The organism is Exiguobacterium sp. AB2, from assembly GCF_000696055.1.
Taxonomy (GTDB): Bacteria; Bacillota; Bacilli; order Exiguobacteriales; family Exiguobacteriaceae; genus Exiguobacterium; species Exiguobacterium alkaliphilum.
Window position 1 is genome coordinate 1 of record NZ_JNAA01000074.1, and the last position, 16,578, is coordinate 16,578.

17 protein-coding genes and 2 riboswitches are annotated in these 16,578 nt (G+C 55.0%); of the genes, 5 read left to right on the plus strand and 12 right to left on the minus strand.

Annotated elements, in window-relative coordinates; genetic code table 11:
* Positions 1-39 precede the first annotated feature (39 nt).
* The 5 genes from DI14_RS10000 to DI14_RS10020 all read right to left on the minus strand — a co-directional run bounded on the left by DI14_RS10000 (position 40) and on the right by DI14_RS10020 (position 3,647).
* Positions 40-636, minus strand: coding sequence for a methyl-accepting chemotaxis protein (locus DI14_RS10000; RefSeq protein ID WP_304413046.1), 597 nt, complete (start codon positions 634-636; stop codon positions 40-42).
* Between the two features lie 308 nt (positions 637-944).
* Positions 945-1,268 carry a hypothetical protein gene (locus DI14_RS10005; protein ID WP_034808124.1) on the minus strand — a complete coding sequence of 108 codons (324 nt, stop codon included), beginning with the start codon at positions 1,266-1,268 and terminating at the stop codon, positions 945-947.
* Between the two features lie 98 nt (positions 1,269-1,366).
* Positions 1,367-1,879 carry a hypothetical protein gene (locus DI14_RS10010; RefSeq protein WP_152545899.1) on the minus strand — a complete coding sequence of 171 codons (513 nt, stop codon included), beginning with the start codon at positions 1,877-1,879 and terminating at the stop codon, positions 1,367-1,369.
* An 8-nt stretch (positions 1,880-1,887) separates the two neighbouring features.
* On the minus strand, positions 1,888-3,171 hold the full coding sequence (locus DI14_RS10015) for a hypothetical protein (protein WP_034808129.1): 1,284 nt from the start codon (positions 3,169-3,171) through the stop codon (positions 1,888-1,890).
* 92 nt (positions 3,172-3,263) lie between these two features.
* The gene (locus DI14_RS10020; protein WP_034808130.1) at positions 3,264-3,647 is read right to left on the minus strand and encodes a DUF302 domain-containing protein; all 384 of its coding nucleotides are present in this window, start codon (positions 3,645-3,647) and stop codon (positions 3,264-3,266) included.
* 169 nt (positions 3,648-3,816) lie between these two features.
* On the opposite strand from DI14_RS10020, the gene DI14_RS10025 reads away from it, so the two are divergent.
* Positions 3,817-4,215, plus strand: a complete 399-nt coding sequence (locus tag DI14_RS10025) for a Spx/MgsR family RNA polymerase-binding regulatory protein (RefSeq protein WP_235193442.1) — start codon at positions 3,817-3,819, stop codon at positions 4,213-4,215.
* A gap of 28 nt (positions 4,216-4,243) precedes the next feature.
* On the opposite strand, the gene DI14_RS10030 is transcribed toward DI14_RS10025, so the two are convergent.
* The 5 genes from DI14_RS10030 to DI14_RS10050 all read right to left on the minus strand — a co-directional run bounded on the left by DI14_RS10030 (position 4,244) and on the right by DI14_RS10050 (position 9,151).
* Positions 4,244-4,906 (minus strand): methionine ABC transporter permease, encoded by a 663-nt coding sequence (locus DI14_RS10030; protein WP_034808133.1) that lies wholly within the window; start codon positions 4,904-4,906, stop codon positions 4,244-4,246.
* A complete protein-coding gene (locus DI14_RS10035; protein ID WP_034808135.1) occupies positions 4,878-5,912 on the minus strand; it encodes a methionine ABC transporter ATP-binding protein in 1,035 nt (344 codons plus the stop codon). Before DI14_RS10035 ends, DI14_RS10030 begins: the two co-directional genes overlap by 29 nt.
* Positions 5,913-5,921: 9 nt before the next feature.
* Positions 5,922-6,743, minus strand: a complete 822-nt coding sequence (locus DI14_RS10040) for a MetQ/NlpA family ABC transporter substrate-binding protein (protein ID WP_034808138.1) — start codon at positions 6,741-6,743, stop codon at positions 5,922-5,924.
* Between the two features lie 75 nt (positions 6,744-6,818).
* A riboswitch (SAM riboswitch) is annotated at positions 6,819-6,922 on the minus strand.
* A gap of 40 nt (positions 6,923-6,962) precedes the next feature.
* Positions 6,963-7,979 (minus strand): iron-containing alcohol dehydrogenase family protein, encoded by a 1,017-nt coding sequence (locus DI14_RS10045; protein WP_034808141.1) that lies wholly within the window; start codon positions 7,977-7,979, stop codon positions 6,963-6,965.
* Positions 7,976-9,151: an aminotransferase class I/II-fold pyridoxal phosphate-dependent enzyme gene (locus tag DI14_RS10050; RefSeq protein ID WP_034808143.1), complete on the minus strand. Its 1,176-nt coding sequence runs from the start codon at positions 9,149-9,151 to the stop codon at positions 7,976-7,978. Before DI14_RS10050 ends, DI14_RS10045 begins: the two co-directional genes overlap by 4 nt.
* A 77-nt stretch (positions 9,152-9,228) precedes the next feature.
* Positions 9,229-9,329, minus strand: a riboswitch (SAM riboswitch).
* Between the two features lie 171 nt (positions 9,330-9,500).
* On the opposite strand from DI14_RS10050, the gene DI14_RS10055 reads away from it, so the two are divergent.
* The 3 genes from DI14_RS10055 (at position 9,501) to DI14_RS10065 (ending at position 13,727) form a co-directional block, all read left to right on the plus strand.
* Entirely contained in the window at positions 9,501-10,601 is a 1,101-nt protein-coding gene (locus DI14_RS10055; protein WP_034808144.1) for an AI-2E family transporter, read from the plus strand.
* Positions 10,602-10,847: 246 nt separating this feature from the next.
* A complete protein-coding gene (locus DI14_RS10060; RefSeq protein ID WP_034808146.1) occupies positions 10,848-12,092 on the plus strand; it encodes an MFS transporter in 1,245 nt (414 codons plus the stop codon).
* A 141-nt stretch (positions 12,093-12,233) separates the two neighbouring features.
* Positions 12,234-13,727 carry a peptide MFS transporter gene (locus DI14_RS10065; RefSeq protein WP_034808148.1) on the plus strand — a complete coding sequence of 498 codons (1,494 nt, stop codon included), beginning with the start codon at positions 12,234-12,236 and terminating at the stop codon, positions 13,725-13,727.
* Positions 13,728-13,769: 42 nt separating this feature from the next.
* Here DI14_RS10065 and DI14_RS10070 read toward each other — a convergent pair whose 3' ends face one another.
* Positions 13,770-15,065, minus strand: coding sequence for a glutamine synthetase family protein (locus tag DI14_RS10070; RefSeq protein ID WP_034808150.1), 1,296 nt, complete (start codon positions 15,063-15,065; stop codon positions 13,770-13,772).
* A 193-nt stretch (positions 15,066-15,258) separates the two neighbouring features.
* On the opposite strand from DI14_RS10070, the gene DI14_RS10075 reads away from it, so the two are divergent.
* Positions 15,259-16,293 (plus strand): SDR family oxidoreductase, encoded by a 1,035-nt coding sequence (locus DI14_RS10075; RefSeq protein ID WP_034808152.1) that lies wholly within the window; start codon positions 15,259-15,261, stop codon positions 16,291-16,293.
* Positions 16,294-16,350: 57 nt separating this feature from the next.
* Here DI14_RS10075 and DI14_RS10080 read toward each other — a convergent pair.
* A partial coding sequence (locus tag DI14_RS10080) for an integrase core domain-containing protein (RefSeq protein WP_034808158.1) occupies positions 16,351-16,578 on the minus strand: 228 nt, incomplete at its 5' end.

Here is a 16,578-nt window from a genome sequence, read left to right on the forward strand (position 1 = left end):
TGCCCTCGACCGAGGCTTTCGCCCATGTCGATTGGTTTTTTATATGGCACCCGTGAACGCCTCTGTCGTCCCGTTCAACGAATCGGCTGATTGCTCGATGCTCGCGAAGCGCCGCAACGTGTCTTCCATGATGGTGACGCTCGCGTGGATGTCTTCGTTCGAGCGTGAGACGCCGTCGACGATGGAGGTCAATTTTCGGTTCATCCCGTCCGTGTTCGCCCGGACCTCGATGACGGCCCGTTCGACGAGGCGTGACAAGTTCCGGACCTCGGTCGCGACGACGTTGAACCCGAGGCCGTGTTCCCCGGCCCGTGCCGCCTCGATGGCAGCGTTCAGCGACAACAGGTTCGTCTGGGCGGCAATCTCTTTTATCGTGCTCGCGATTTTTGTGATTTCACTGGCTTGGTCTTGGAGTTTGCCGAGCGTTGTCAAGTTGACGGAGGCGTCTCGTTCGAGCCGTTCGATCGTCTGTTTCAAATGATGGCTCTCTTCCATCCCGCTCCGGGCACGTTCATCCAAGTCCCCGGCCATGTCCCGGAACGTTCTGGCATACCGTTCGATCGTCAACTGCCGCTCCGTGATGTCCGAGGCGATTTTGACGACCCCGACGACTTCGTCCCCTTCGAAGATGGGCATATACATCGCCTCGAGCCAAATCGATTCACCGCGAGCGTCGACCCGCTCGATTTTGTCGGCAGCGCTGAAACCGCTGGTGACATTCCGATTATTCCCACCTTCATATGTTGATTTATTTTAGGACTTTATTCCTTTAATGCGTTGGAATTTCAGTGTAACGTGTGCGAAAAGTCCCGGCTAGCACCTTTTTCAACGGATGGTCAATATCTTGAATTTAAAGTATTTACCATGTGGTGTCCTGTCAGCAAAAAAAGAAAGGAACACCCGCAATCGGCTGTTCCAGATGGTTCCACGCACTAGTTGTCTCTTCATTCGAACGCTTGGGGGAATACGTCCTGGAACGTCTCAGCCCCTTCACTCGTCAGCTTGAATTGACGTTCTGTGTCAATCTCCTCTATATAAACATCAACCTTACTCGACCTTTTATGATAGGATAGCTCGAACTGTTGGCCACGGTTCCCTTGAAATAGCGTCAAATAGTTGTACGCGCCGGACTCCCCGACCCGCTTCGTCGGCCTCGCTTCATTGAGCGCTCCAAGCAGTCGCTCCTGTGCATCATGGCCGAGACTGATCGCATCCGGGTAATGAAACGACACGTTCGGTTCATACGGATATCGATGGAGATAGGCCATTGATTCCGGTTCGACTTCTGATGGTTCTCGTAACAGGGCGTTGGGTTGAAAGCGAATCGACAGCGTTTTCGTGACGTTTTGCCCGTCTATCTCAAACGTTAATTCATATAATGGAAACGGTTGGAGCGGATCGCATCCCGTGCCTCGTCCGTGCCCGATTCGATTTGAGGAAGCATTGGTACTTCGATTCCTTCTTCGTCTTTCAGAAAATCAGGACGGGTCTTTAGCTTGATGGCCCGATAGCCTTCGAGATGATTGGATTGGCAGAGCGCATAGAGCGACTCCCCTTCAACATATGCGACTTGGGTGAACGCGTACGTCGTTCCGTTTTGCTCAGTGAATGGCATTCGAGTCGCATAGGCGATCCCGAGCATCGTTAAAGCATCCCCCTCGATTTCAGAGACGAGCTCCTGCTCCTCGCATTGTGTGAGGATTGTTTTCGGGTCGACTTGTTGGACCGATTCATCCATCGCCACACGTTCGGCCGTCCAGTGGGACGCGACATAATCATATTGCACGACATCTTCCGATTCAGCACAACCAGTCAGCAAAACGATGAGTCCGATGCCACTTACAAACAGCTTATTAGATTTTCTTCTTCCTTGATTCATCCTGCCACTCACTCTCTCACTTGAGGGAAGTACGAGAAGAATGTCTCGGCCCCTCCGCTCGTCAGTTTATACGTCTGTTCCGATAAGAGGTCCGTGATGTACACGTCACGCTTCTTCGACCGTTGTTTGAACGAGATGGCGAACTGCTGTCCTTTCAAGCCGTCCACGATCGTCAAGCGTGTGTACTCCCCCGTCTCGCCGTTCCGTTTGACGGGCTCGGCTAGCTTGATGGCCTCGATCAGCTCATCCACATCGGTGCCGGCCGCCTTGAGGACATCCGGATAGGCGAGCGTCTCATCAAAATTGAACGGTTTTTTATGGACGTAGACATACGGCTCCGCGCCCCGAATCGCCAACTGTTCGTCTGCGAATCGCTGCCTCAAGTCTCGGTCTTCTTCGGTGTCGAACGTCCCCTCCCGATACGTCAACGTCACTTCGGACGTCTCACGCTTCCCGTCCTTTTCATAATGAAATGCAAAGATGGGGTACGAAATGTCCGGGATGAGGACATCCGTGTCGATCGGTAGCCGTTCGACCTCGAGCGACTCGAACCGAGGGGCCGGCTTCGTCGCATCGAACGTCACCTCGAGTGGTTGGGAAGAGATGTGTCCGTCCCCGTAACGCATCAAGATATAAGGCAACGACTCACTCTCGCTTGACGCGAACATCATCTGGATGTCACCGATCCCTACGGACGCCGGTTCGAATATATGTAGCGGGAACAACGTTGGCCAGCCGTCGATCGCAATCTCGATTTCACCGTAGAGCGCCTGCGAGAACGCGAACACGGCATCACCGAACGGCTCGAGCTTGAACGGATGGTCCTGCAACACATCCGCTTCGAGGAACGCTCTCTTGGCCGATGCTGAGATCGGTAACACGACCGGCGCCCGGTCGACCGGTTGGGAAGTGACGACTTGTTCAGGGAACGATGGAACGACTTCGGCCTGGAGATTCGGCGAGACCATGTCCCGGCAGACCGCGTACAGTCGGTCCCCTTCCACATACGTGACCGCCTTATACATAAAGTCATCACCTGCGTTCGTGAACGGCGGACGACTCACCACGATCGTGTCGTGCACGGTCAGTTCGCCCTCGAGTGTCGTCGTCAAGTCCCCCGTACACGCCTCGAGTACCGTACCGACGTCCGCCGTTGCCTTCTGATTTAGCGAATAATGTCCGACGATCCAATGTTCATCGATATAATCTAATTTCAGTGCGCTGTCGCGCTCGTCCCCACACCCCGAGAGGACGAGCATGCTCATCGCGATTACAATCAACTTCGGCTTCAATCGTACCGCCCCTTTTTGTTTGATAATCCAATTTTACCATTTACTTACTTTCAATGACATAAGAAAACCCGCCATAGTAGCGGGTGATCCGTTCAGATGCTGTTATCGATGGCGCGTATCAGTCGAGTCTCGACGTCTCGTGCGATGACTTGGAGTGAATCGTCCTCAATCAGCTCGATCAATCTCGTCGGCTTCGGCATGCCGACATGCGTCGCCCCGTCTTTCGTGAAGACGGCTAGTTTACATGGAAGGAAATAGCCGCCCTCGCGATGCGCCGTCAACACTTTCTTCGCTTCCTCCGGGTTGCACACCTCGAGGATGCGATAGTCCCCGTCGATTGCCTGCCCTTTCTCTTCAAGCGTCGCCCTGAGGTCAAAGTCCCAAAGGACGCCGAACTCTTCTTCTTTGAGCGTCCCTTTCAGCTTCTCGACGACGTCTGCGACTGATTGATCCGTCGTAACCGTATAATCGAACATATGAACTCCTCTTTAAAATATAGTCTCTTTCGTCATGTACCCTTCCGATAGGGACATCATTCCTTAGTAGACGAGAAAAAAGTCTATGTGATTTGAAACATATTCCGCTACATGACGTATGAATGATAGAAAATAGAACTATCCAACTTGACGCAAAGGAGAAGTGGTTGTGGTGACGGTCACCGTATTCACACATACTAGCTGCAGTTCTTCCCGCAAGACGATTGATTGGTTACGTGAACAGAACATCCCGTTCATCGAGAAGAAATTGACTGACCAAGGGATGTCGTTCAACGAGTTCAAAGACATGCTCCGCCTTACCGAGAACGGGACGACCGACCTGTTGTCCGTCCAAAAAAGCGTGTACAAACAGGCCGCCGACCAGCTCGATGAGATGTCGCTCCGAGAACTGTATAGTTTCGTCGCCTCGCACCCTCAGATTTTGAAGAGCCCGATTGTCGTCGACGACAATCGGATTCAAATCGGGTTTAGCGAGAAAGAGATCCGGACGTTCATCCCGCGCCATGACCGAATCGCCGAGCTGAAACGTCTGCTCGACAACAAGTAAGAGCCCTGCCGCAGCAGCGCTCTTTTTATTATGCCTTCTTGAGTCGGGCCGCCAAGCGGTTTCCGAACGATTGAATCGATTGGACGAGCAAAATCAAGACGAAGATCGTCACGTACATGACTTCCGGCTCGAAGCGGAGATGGCCGTACTGATAGGCGATGTCTCCGAGGCCACCCGCCCCGACGAGCCCGGCCATCGCGGTCGCCCCGATCAACCCGATCGTCGCGATCGTCAGTCCGAGCACGATCGACGAGCGGGCCTCACGGATGAGGACGTACCAGATGATCTTCCGTGTCGAGATACCCATCGCCTCGTACGCCTCGACGACGCCGCGGTCGACTTCGAGAAGCGCCGACTCCATGAGACGTGCGATGTACGGTGCCGTGAAGACGATGAGCGGGAGGAGCACCCCTTGTACCCCGATCGTCGTCCCCATGATGAACCGCGTGAACGGCAAGATGAAGAACAATAGGATGATGAACGGGATCGAACGGACCACGTTGATGACGCTCGAGAGCGCGCCGTAGACGTAACGGTTCGCCAGGCGCCCGCTCGGACGCGTCAACACGAGCAACGTCCCGAGCGGCAGTCCGATGAACGTCGAGATGACGAGGGCGATGCCTGTCATCGTCAGCGTTTGAATCGTACCGGTCCAAATCAAGTCACCCCAGTCGGCCCAGAACTGTAGCATGGTTCGTCACCTCCTTCACTTTCACGCCGCTCGCTTCGAGATAGCGGACGGCTTGGTCGGTCTTGTCGACATCCCCGTCGAGATGGATGAGCAGGTTGCCGACGAGCCCGCGTTTCAACTTCTTGATGCCGCCGCCGATGATGTTCGGGAGGAGCCCGAACCGCTTCGTCAACTGGGCGAGGACGGCCTGTTCGGTCTGGCTGCCGATGAACGACAAGTGGACGAGCGTGCCGTGCGTGCTCAGTTCCTTGACGACTTCTTCCGGCACGTCGAGGTTCGTCTTCAAGAATTTCTGCGTCGTCGCGTGGACCGGGTCGGCGAACACGTCGAGCACGTCGCCTTCCTCGACGATCTTGCCGCCGTCGATGACGGCGACACGGTCACAGATCCGTTCGATGACTTCCATCTCGTGGGTGATTAGGAAGATCGTCAAGCCGAGCTCGCGGTTAATCTCGAGCAACAAGTCGAGAATTGACTCGGTCGTCTCTGGGTCGAGTGCGCTTGTCGCCTCGTCGCTGAGGAGAATATCCGGCTCGTGCGCGAGGGCACGGGCGATGGCGACGCGTTGCTTCTGTCCGCCCGAGAGCTGTTCCGGGTAATGCTTGCGATGGTCGGTCAGTCCGACGATGTCGAGGTATTTGTCGACCCGCTGTCGGATCGTCTCTTTATCGAGCCCTTCAAGGCGGAGCGGGATGGCGACGTTTTCTTCGACCGTTGCCGTCTTCAGCAAGTTGTAATGTTGGAAGATCATCCCGATGCGGTGCCGGAGCTTCGAGAGCTCCTTTTTGCCGAGTTTCGTGATGTCCTGTCCTTCGATCTCGACCTGGCCCGACGTCGGGCGTTCGAGCAGGTTGATCATCCGGATGAGCGTGCTCTTCCCGGCACCGCTGCGCCCGATGATGCCGAAGATCTCACCTTTTTCAATCGTCAGCGACACGTCATCGAGCGCCGTGACCGTTCCTTTGTTGACGGTGAACGTCTTCTTGATCTGTTTGAGTGCGATCATAGTGCCTCCTTAAAATGCCGGGACGATCGAGCCGTTGAACGTCTCTTCGATGAACGTCCGAATCTCGTCAGAGTGGTAGTATGACTTGAGCGTCTCGACGACCTCGTCTTCTTTGTTGTCGGTCCGGACAACGACGTAGTTCGGGTACGGGTTGTCGACCGTGTCTTCATGGAAGAGGGCGTCCTCGTTGATCGAGAGCCCCGCACCCATCGCGAAGTTCGTGTTGATGGCGGCAAGCGCGACCTCAGGAAGTTGCGTCGGGAGCTGTGACGCCTCGAGCTCGATGAACTCGAGGTTGAGCGGGTTCTCGGCGATGTCTCGTTTCGTCGCCTTGTCCGTCAAGCCCTCCTTGAGCGTGATGAGACCAGCCGTCTCATAGAGGCGAAGCGCACGGAGTTCGTTCGCCGGATCGTTCGGCACGGCGACCTTGTCGCCTTCTTTCAATTCGTCGATATCGGTCAGCTTGTCCGAATAGAGCCCCATCGGGAAGGCGACCGTCTTGAACACGTCGTCAATCTTGTAGCCCTTATCCGCTTTTTGGAGCTCGAGGAACGACAGCGTCTGATAGCTGTTCACGTCGAGGCTGCCTTCAGCGAGCGCGGCGTTCGGGGTATTGTAGTCGTTGAACACCTTGATATCGAGCTCGAGCCCGTCCTCGGCGGCGAGCTTCTTCACTTCCTCGGCGATTTGTTGGTGCGGCCCCCCGGTCACACCGATCGTGATCGACTCGTTGCTGAGCGCCTCGCTCGCATCCGATTGTCCGCAAGCTGACAGCGCGATCGCGGCGAGTAACGATGTCCCGGCAAGGACTGATTTTGATTTGATGTTCATTGAATGATTCCTCCTTTAATATGAAAAGCCCGCCACTCATCAAGAGAGGCGGGCACGACACAGCGAAGTCGGACACGCTCATCTCCCAGACGCTTCCGCCTGTTGGAATTAGCACCATGATCTTACGATCTGGTTGCCGGGTTTCATAGGGCCAGTCCCTCCACCGCTCTTGATAAGCAAACGTTCAATTTAATTGTCTTTATCTTACTCATTATTCTTTTATTTGTAAATAGTTTTCTGCAAATTTTCAAGAATTATTTTCAAATAGTCATAATCAATCGGTTCAGGCAACTGTTGGAGCGTCGTCTCCCTCATGACTGCTGCCACGAGGAACGGGATCTCGTCCGTCGAAAGACCGAGCGCCTCGAGCGTCGTCGGGGCCTCAACCGTTTCGAGCCACGCCCGAAGCCGAGCCACGTCTTCCGAGCCGCGTAGCGATTCTTGGACGAGCAACCCGAAGCCGACCTTGTCCCCGTGCAGGAACGGATGCGTCGTCTCGAACTGACTGAGCGCGTTATGGACGGCGTGCGCGACGGCGACCCGTGTCCCGGCGTCGCCGAACCCACCGACCGCCCCACCGATGGCGAGAACGTGGTCGACCGCATAACGCGTCCCTTCCCCATACGAGCGGAAGGCGGTCTCGGTCAATTCGAGCTCGAGCAGGCGATGACATTGCTTGGAGAGCGCGAGTCCGGCATCGACGCCGGCATCGGTCGAGGCGTCCCCGCTCAAATAGCGGGCCTCATAAAACTTCGCAACCGTGTCGATGACGCCGGCTCGATAATAATCATACGGCGATGATGCGATGACCCGGGCGTCGACGATGACGCGTTCGATGACGACCCGGAAGACGTCATAGCGGTCATAGCTCCCGTCGTCGCGATAGACGACGCTGAGCGGGGTGAACGCCGCACAGTTGGAGGCGAGCGTCGGGATGACGATGAGCGGGACGCCGTTCCGTACGGCGACGAGTTTGGCCGTGTCGACGAGCTTGCCGCCACCGACGGCGATGAGGACGTCCGCCCCGTCGAGGTCGACGCGATCCGCCTCACGATCCGTGCAATCTCCTCGGAACGTCGTTGCCGGATAGGTTTGAATCGAAGGGAGTAGCCGTTCGACGGTCGGGTAGCCGTTTTGCCCGCGCAACACATGGACCGAACGAGCGCCGATCAGTTCGTCGAGACGATCGAGCGCGTCAGCGGCGTGATCATACTCGAGCACGGCTTGACGGATCACGCCCGCACCTCTTCATAGGCGGCGAACAGCCGCTCGATACGCTCGACGGCCTCGTCAATCTTCGGCTCCGGGGAGACGAGTCCGAAACGCACGTAGCGCTCCCCTTCGGTGCCGAAGAAATAGCCCGGTGTCACGGCCACGCCTGCCTCATGAAGCAGCTTTTTGGCGAACGAGGCGGAATCGCCTTCCGGCACTCTCGCCCAGACGAAGAACGAGCCTTTCGGGGCCGTCACGTCCCAGCCGGCTTGGTGCAGGCCGTCCACCAATCGGTCGCGCCGCGTCTCATACAGACGGGACAAGTCATCTCGAACCGACTTCGGTGACTCGAGTGCGGCGACGGCCGCTTCTTGAATCGCGGAGAAGACGCTGACATGGACGTGGTCTTGATACGTGTTGATCGCCTCGATGATGTCTTTGTTGCCGACGGCGAAGGCGACGCGCCAGCCGGACATGTTGAACGCCTTCGACATCGTGTACACTTCGATGCCGACCTCTTTCGCCCCGTCGGCTTGAAGGAAGCTCGGCGGCACATGCCCGTCAAAGCCGATGCTGCCATAGGCGAAGTCGTGGACGACCATCAGTTCCTGCTCTCGGGCGAAACGGACCGTGTCCTCGAAGAATTGTGGCGTCGCGACGGCGCCGGTTGGATTGCTCGGATAGTTCAAATACATGAGCCGCGCCCCGTGCGTATCGAGCGAGTTGTAATCCGGTAGAAAATCGTTGGCTTCTGTCAGGACGAGGTCATGCACGACCGAACCGGCCAGCCGTGCGCCCGATATATAATCCGGATAGCCCGGATTCGGGAGCAAGATGCCTTCCCCCGGTTCAAGGACACATTGTGGGAGCGTGATCAGCCCCGATTTCGACCCGATTAAAATCGCGACTTCCGTCTCGGCATCGACGTCGACTCCATATTCGTTCAAGTAGAACGTCGACACCGCCTGTTTCAATCGGCTTTGCCCACGGAACGGACCGTACTGATGGGTCTCCGGGTTCGCGAGCGCCGTCTCGAGCGCCTCGCAGATCGGTTTCGGCGTCGGCAAGTCCGGCGTGCCTTGCCCGAGCCGGATAATATCGGCCCCGGCCTGTTCGAGCGCGGCCACTTCTTTCGCGAGCCCGACGAAGTGCTGTGGGGGTAAAGTCTTAAGTAAGTTTGAACGTCTGTCTGCCATGGATGGTCCTCCTATGCAAAAAACACCCCTTTCCGAGGAAAGGGGTGTCGAGATACAGACGTATTCAAACAACCACCTTCCCATCTCTCAAGGTTACCTTGCTGGAATTAGCACAGTATTGAAACAATCTGTTGCTGAAGCTTCATCGGGCCAGTCCCTCCGCTTCTCTTGATAGAAAGTGTTTATATGCGATTTATGTGTAATATGTCCTTAAGTAAACCAAACGTTCCCATTGCTGTCAATCCTTATTTTGAAAAATGACGAAGTGCTCTTGAAACCCTGAAAAAAAACGGCCATAGTAAAAGAAGAACGTTATTCTGAAAAAAATGTAGGGTGAGGGGTTGGACTCGTGGAGCTAAACCGGCAATTGATTTGGAAACTAACAGTGATCGGCCTGATTTTACTCGTCTTATGGCGGGTCATCAGCGAACCGGACACGATTTCACGCGTGTTGCAGTATACGTTTCAACTATTGACCCCCGTCATCATGGGGATCGCGATCGCCCTCTTGTTGAACACGGTGCTGTCGTATATGGAGGAGCGATTCTCGTTGAAACGATACCAAGGCCTCTTGATCGTCTACGTGACGTTCATCGGGCTGCTCGTCATCTCGGCCGTGACGCTGTTCCCACGCATCTATTCGAGCGTCGCCTCGCTCATCGAGGAGTTGCCGTTTTATATCCGGCAACTTGACGGCTTCGTCGGTCAGTTGAATGCGTTTTTGCAAGATTACAATGAGACGATCGCCCAGACGCTCGACTTCAAGCGGTTCGAGGAGCGTTACTCGGGCTGGGTCGAGACGGCCGTGTTGTCGTCGGTCAGTTACGTCTCGAGCTTCACGATGACGCTCATCAACTTCTTGATTGGGATTGTCATCTCCATCTATCTATTGAAAGACAAAGAAGTGTTCGCCCGGATGTTCAAACGTCTGTTGTATGCGCTGTTCCCTGTCGCTACGGCGAAGACGACGATTGACATCTTCCAGGAGATGGATTACATCTTCAAACGTTACATCATCGGCAAATCGCTCGACTGTCTCATCATCGGTGTGATGGCCGTCATCGGTCTACTCATCATCGGGGCACCGTACGCCCTCTTGCTCGGGGTCATCATCGGGATCTTAAACTTCATCCCGTATGTCGGGCCGCTCCTCGGGATGATTCCGGCGTTCATCATCACATACTTCTACGACCCGTTCACGGCCGTCCTCGTCCTCGTGTTCATCTTCTTATTGCAACAGTTCGATGGATTGTGGCTCGGACCTAAAATTCTCGGCGACAGCGTCGGGATCACGCCGTTTTGGGTCATCACGTCGATCATCATCGGCGGCAGCCTCTTCGGCCTCGTCGGCATGTTCATCAGCGTTCCTGTGACGGCGATGATTCAAGTCATCCTGTCACGTCTCATCGACTATCGATTGTCACGAAAGAATTTGAACGAACTGCTCTAAAATAAGTTGACACATTCAAACAATCTGTCATACAGTTTAGCTGTAGACAACTATTAGAAAGGAGGCTGCCCCATGTCAGTCATGAACGGACTACAGACGAAACTTCATACTGACAGACAGGCGCCTTGACTTTCGTGACAATCGAACGGTTCCGCCTGTCTTTCGAGGCATGCGTAGACAAAGGGACGAGTATGCCTCCGCGCACGCTTCGTCCCTTTTTACTTTCTCAGAAACAGGTGAACCCGTATGTATCAATCACTCAAGCGGCTCGACCGCAACATTTGGATCCGTTTCCTCGGCGAGACGATCACCGGCGTCATGATGTTCATGATTGCCCCGTTCCTCGTCCTCTATTATAGTGACAAGCTCGACAGTTACGTCCAGGTCGGGGTCATCCTCGCGACCGGACCGATCATGGCGCTCATCGGCTCGGTCGTCGGCGGGCGTCTCGCCGACCTTTACGGACGTAAGCCCGTCATGATGACGGCCATCGTCGGGGATGCGCTCGCACTCGTCGGCTTCGCCTTCGCCGATACGTTCTGGCCGCTCCTGCTCTTGAACGCGATGCTCGGCTTGACGAATTCGTTGTTCCATCCGGCCGCGAGCGCCATGGTCGCGGACGTGACCGAGCCGGAACAGTTGAACGAGGCGTTCGGCCTACTCCGGATGGGGCACAACATCGGGGCCGCGTTCGGACCGCTCCTCGGCAGTGCCGTCCTCTTTCTCGACCGCCAGTATATCTTTTTCGCGGCGGCGGTCGTGTTCGGGCTCTACGCACTCGTCCTAGCCAAGTTCATCCGTGAGACGTTGCCCGAGACGACCGAGCACGAGACGTTGTCGAACCAAGACGTGTTGCGCATCTTCGCCCAGGACCGGGTCTTCCTTGTCTTCATCTTTGCCGGCATCTTCATCTCGATGGGGTTCGCCATCGTCGAGAGCATGTTGCCGCTCTTCTTGCGTGAGTCGCTGCCGACGTTCACGGACCGGCAAAACCCGTTCGCTTACTTGCTCGCCTTGAACGGCATCATGGTCGTCTTGTTCCAGTTCCCGATCGCCTCGAAGCTCGGCCAGAAGCCGTTCGGGAACGTCATGCTCGCCGGGGCGACCGTGTTCGGTGTCGGCATGATGCTTCTCGCCGTCGTCCCGCGTCTCCTCTATTCACTCAGCACGCCATATCTCATGCTCGTCTCCGTCCTCCTCGCCGTCTATGCGTTTTACACGCTCGGCGAGATGATCATGTCGCCTGTCCAGCAGACGTTCATCGCCATGATCGCGCCCGAGAATATGCGCGGGGCCTACAACGGTGCCGCCAGCATCCAGTGGTTGATTGGCGGTGTGACGGCGCCGCTGTTCGCGAGTTTGTTCTTCAACCGAGGCGCCGGGCACGTGGCGCTGCTCCTCGTCGGCATCGCCAGTTGCGTCTCCGGTCTCATCTACTGGCAGCTCGGACGCAAAGTCCGGGCGGCAGAAGCGAAACAGAAGACGGCCTGACCGGTAAAACACACTAAACCTTGTTGGTTAGTGTGTTTTTTGATTTCATTTCAAATGGATTAAATTTTGAAACAGAGATTCAATTTTACTTTACAAACATAACGGTTCTTTTTATGATATGAAAGTTGGGAGGAATCTTTCATGGAAAGAATCGATAAACAGAAAATCGTGGACAGTGTGCCACAAAAAGGATTTTTCGGACAGCCAAAAGGGTTGTTCACGTTGTTCTTCACTGAATTTTGGGAACGTTTCTCGTATTACGGGATGCGGGCCATCCTCGTCTTCTATATGTATTACGAGGTATCTGAAGGGGGACTCGGCTTAGACCGGAACGTCGCCTTGTCGATCATGTCGGTGTACGGGGCGCTCGTCTATATGTCCGGCGTCATCGGCGGTTGGCTCGCCGACCGTGTCTTCGGGACGTCACGGGCCGTATTCTATGGCGGCGTGTTCATCATGCTCGGCCATATCGTCTTGTCTGTTCCTGGGAGTCTGACGTTCTTGTTCATCTCGATGGGACTCATCGTCATCGGGACCGGTCTCTTGAAACCGAACGTCTCGAGTATCGTTGGCGACTTGTATCATGAGACCGATCGTCGTCGGGACGCTGGTTTCAGTATCTTCTATATGGGGATCAACCTTGGGGCGTTCATCTCCCCGCTCATCGTCGGTCAAGTCCAGGCCGATTACGGCTTCCATTGGGGCTTCGCCCTCGCCGCCGTCGGAATGTTCATCGGGCTTGTCGTCTTTATCGTCACGAAGAAAGGAAACCTCGGTCTCGCCGGTTCTTATGTGCCGAATCCACTGACGCCTTCAGAACGGAGAAATGCAATCAAATATTCGACCATCGCCGTCCTCGTAATCGGGGGACTGCTCGCCGTCTTGATTCCACGCGGGCTGTTCACGATTAACACGTTCATCGGACTCGTCGGTGTGTTCGGGATCGCGATTCCGACGATTTACTTCATCGTCATGTACCGCAGTCCGAAGACGACCGAAATCGAGCGGTCGCGTATCATCGCCTACATCCCGCTCTTCATCGCCTCGGTCATGTTCTGGGCGATCCAGGAGCAAGGGGCGACGATCCTCGCGAACTACGCCGATCAACGCACAAACTTGAACTTCCTCGGCCTCGAACTGAAGGCGGCGTGGTTCCAGTCGCTCAACCCGCTCTTCATCATCCTACTTGCGCCGGTGTTCGCTTGGGTTTGGGTCCGGCTCGGCGACCGTGAGCCGAGCATCCCGGTCAAGTTCGCGTTCGGGATTCTATTCGCCGGACTCAGCTTCTTGGTCATCTTGCTACCGGCTTACTTCGGTGGGCCGAATACGCTCGTCAATCCGCTCTGGCTCGTCCTTAGTTACTTCATCGTCGTTCTCGGTGAGCTGAGCTTGTCTCCGGTCGGACTATCGGCGACGACGAAACTCGCGCCGGCCGCCTTCTCGGCCCAGACGATGTCACTTTGGTTCTTGTCGAACGCGGCCGCACAAGGGATCAACGCCCAGCTCGTCCGCTTCTATTCACCTGAGAATGAGATGATTTATTTTGGGATCATCGGTGGCGCCGCTATCGTCCTCAGTCTCATCTTGTTCGCCCTTGCACCGGTCATCAAACGCTATATGCGCGGGATCCATTAAAAAGACGCCATTCCTCCAGTGTGAGGAATGGCGTCTTTCGTGTTATTTGCGCACTTGGATGAGCGACAAGTAACGATCGATCAAATCTTCGTTGAAATAGTTGTGGAAGCTATCCGACTTGAGCGATTGAATCGACTCGTGGAACGTCGCCGGGAGCGAGGCGATGCCTTGGCTCTCGATTTGCTTCGCCGAGTATTCGAACAAGTCGTCTTCGTTCGGTGCTGACGGTTCGATTTGTTGCTCGATTCCTTCGAGACCTGCATAAATAAGGGCCGCGAGTGCCAAATACGGGTTCGCGCTTGGGTCCGGGTTTCGCACTTCGACGCGTGTCGCACTGCCGCGCGATGCTGGGATTCGAATCATCGAGCTTCGGTTCGACGGGCTCCAGCAAATATTGACCGGCGCCTCAAAACCTGGGACGAGTCGTTCATACGACTCTGGGAGCGGGTTCGTGAAGATGGCCGTCGCCCGGGCATGCTTCAAAATCCCTTCGATGAAGTGACGGGCCGTCGTCGACAATCCATAATCTGCATCCGGCTCCTCGAACGCGTTCTCGGTCGGTTTTCCATCTTTGTCGTTCTTCCAGACCGAGATGTTCAAGTGCATCCCCGACCCGTTCACATCGCGGAGCGGTTTCGGTAAGAACGACACTTTCGCGCCTTTCTCTTGTGCGGCGAGCTGGACGATTTCTTTGAAGAATTGAATGTTGTCCGCTGTATGGAGCGCATCGTCATATTTGATGCCAATCTCGTGCTGGGCGGGTGCCACTTCGTGGTGGACCGCCTCGATATTGAAACCGACCTCGCTTAGGCGATTGGCGATATGTTGTCGTACCTCATAACCTTTGTCTTCTGAGCGAGTCGAGAAGTATCCAGCCTCGTCATAGAATTCACCGTTCTCGTCAAAGATGAAGAATTCCGGCTCAGCCCCGACAAAAATCGAGTAGCCATCCCGGGCAGCACGCTCGAGCGCATCTTTCAAGACGTTCCGGGGATCGAACTCATACCGCTCCCCATCAGGTGTACAAACGTCACAGAAGAAGGCGAGGATTCTCTCTTCACCGTCTTTTTCGTACCGTGGACGATCTAAATCCGGGCGTAAGAATAAGTCTGAGTTTTTGATGGAAGAGAACCCGTCGATGGATGAACCGTCGAACATCGTCTTCCCTTCAAAGACTTCGGGCAACAATTTTGCAGACAGCGTCAATAGCTTTAAATCGCCGAGGACGTCCGAGAAGTAGAGATGGATTTGCGTGATCCCTTTCTCTTCGACCGTTTTCTCAATCTCTGCTTGTTGCTTCCTGTAGCTATCCTTATCAGTTCCGAATAGATTTGCCATGATTCTAAAAAACCTCACTTAAGTTATTTGACAGGTCATCACTGTCATGACGTACCGTTTCGTACGCTTCTCTTTAGTTCATAACCCACTTTAAAAATTGTTAAACCCCAAATTTGAAAACACGAATCAAAGTAGCTTGAAACCTTCCTTGTTGGTATGATGAAGAAAGACTGAACGAGAGAGGAAGAACGCTGTGAATATTTTTATGACAGGTGCAACAGGATTTTTAGGGGGACGGCTGGCAAAGGAATTGATTGCGCGAGGCCATCACCTCTATGTCCTCGCCCGCTCCCCCGAAAAAGTCACCCATGTTTTTACGTCAAAAGAACGTGAGGCCATCGAAGTGCTCGCCGGTGACTTGACGGCGCCGCTCCTCGGTGCGGACGAGACGTTTATCGAGCGAAATCATGGGAAGGTGGACCTCGTGCTGCATATGGCCGCACTCGTAAAATTCGACGAAGCGCTTCGTGACGAACTGTTCGAGACGAACTTGACCGGGACAAAACAAGCGCTCGAGTTGGCGAAAGCGCTCGGATGCCCCCGATTCTTCCATGTGAGCACGGCCTACACGCTCGGTGCGCAGGAAGTCGGGCATGAGACGCTCTATACAAACCAGACGTTCCACAACCCTTATGAGGAGAGCAAGGCCCACGCCGAACGTGCCGTCTGGGAGACACGAGACGAACTCGACGTCTCGATATTCCGACCGGCGATCATCGTCGGCGATTCAAAGACCGGAGAGGCCGACTCGAAGTTCACGATGTACGGGTACATGCGCGCACTCGAAGTGTTCAAGCGTCGCCTCGAGCGACGTGCGGCCCCGTCAGGCCCGATTCGGCTCGTCGGTTCAGAGACCGGGACGTCGAACCTCGTCCCGGTCGACTATGTCGCGGACGTCCTGTTCGCGGCGATTGAACACGCCCGCCCGAGCACAATCTATAACGTCACGAACGACACACCGCCACGGAACGCCGACATGCTCGAGTTCATGAAAGAGGCGCTCGCCTTCCCGCACTTGAAGATCACCGATACGCCGACGTCGTCGCTCAGTTCGGTCGAGGAGACGTTCAACGAGATGGTGAAAGTGTTCAACCCGTACTTGGACCGTGATATCCGCTTCACCGATGCGAACACGAAACAGTTGCTCGCCGATGCCGGCTTTCAACCACTCGATTTGAACGTCCGTTCTCTGAAACGGATCGTCGACGCCTATTACGATACAAAATAAAACAAGACGGAGCTGTAGACTGACCTAGCTATATGAGACACTAATAAAAACACCTTATTAGGCTGCCACCACACCATATTTTATCGGTGTGAGGTAGCCTAATTTTTCTTGGATACGTTCTTCGTTATAGTAAGTTAAGTAATGGTCCACCCGCTCACGCACTTCATGGTCACTTAACGAGTTGAACTTGACGTACTGGAACTCCTCAGACTTCAAATTCGAATGAAACGATTCAATCACCGCATTATCCCAACAGTTGCCTCTTCGGGACATGCTGCTCGTCAG

Excerpts from the sequence above, each read along its gene's own strand:
- DI14_RS10070 (WP_034808150.1), bottom strand. The coding sequence starts at position 15,065 with ATGGCAAATCTATTCGGAACTGATAAGGATAGCTACAGGAAGCAACAA.
- DI14_RS10035 (WP_034808135.1), bottom strand. The coding sequence starts at position 5,912 with ATGATCGCACTCAAACAGATCAAGAAGACGTTCACCGTCAACAAAGGA.
- DI14_RS10020 (WP_034808130.1), bottom strand. The coding sequence starts at position 3,647 with ATGTTCGATTATACGGTTACGACGGATCAATCAGTCGCAGACGTCGTC.
- DI14_RS10005 (WP_034808124.1), bottom strand. The coding sequence starts at position 1,268 with ATGGCCTATCTCCATCGATATCCGTATGAACCGAACGTGTCGTTTCAT.
- DI14_RS10050 (WP_034808143.1), bottom strand. The coding sequence starts at position 9,151 with ATGGCAGACAGACGTTCAAACTTACTTAAGACTTTACCCCCACAGCAC.
- DI14_RS10010 (WP_152545899.1), bottom strand. The coding sequence starts at position 1,879 with ATGAATCAAGGAAGAAGAAAATCTAATAAGCTGTTTGTAAGTGGCATC.
- DI14_RS10065 (WP_034808148.1), top strand. The coding sequence starts at position 12,234 with ATGGAAAGAATCGATAAACAGAAAATCGTGGACAGTGTGCCACAAAAA.
- DI14_RS10000 (WP_304413046.1), bottom strand. The coding sequence starts at position 636 with ATGCCCATCTTCGAAGGGGACGAAGTCGTCGGGGTCGTCAAAATCGCC.
- DI14_RS10060 (WP_034808146.1), top strand. The coding sequence starts at position 10,848 with ATGTATCAATCACTCAAGCGGCTCGACCGCAACATTTGGATCCGTTTC.
- DI14_RS10040 (WP_034808138.1), bottom strand. The coding sequence starts at position 6,743 with ATGAACATCAAATCAAAATCAGTCCTTGCCGGGACATCGTTACTCGCC.
- DI14_RS10030 (WP_034808133.1), bottom strand. The coding sequence starts at position 4,906 with ATGCTACAGTTCTGGGCCGACTGGGGTGACTTGATTTGGACCGGTACG.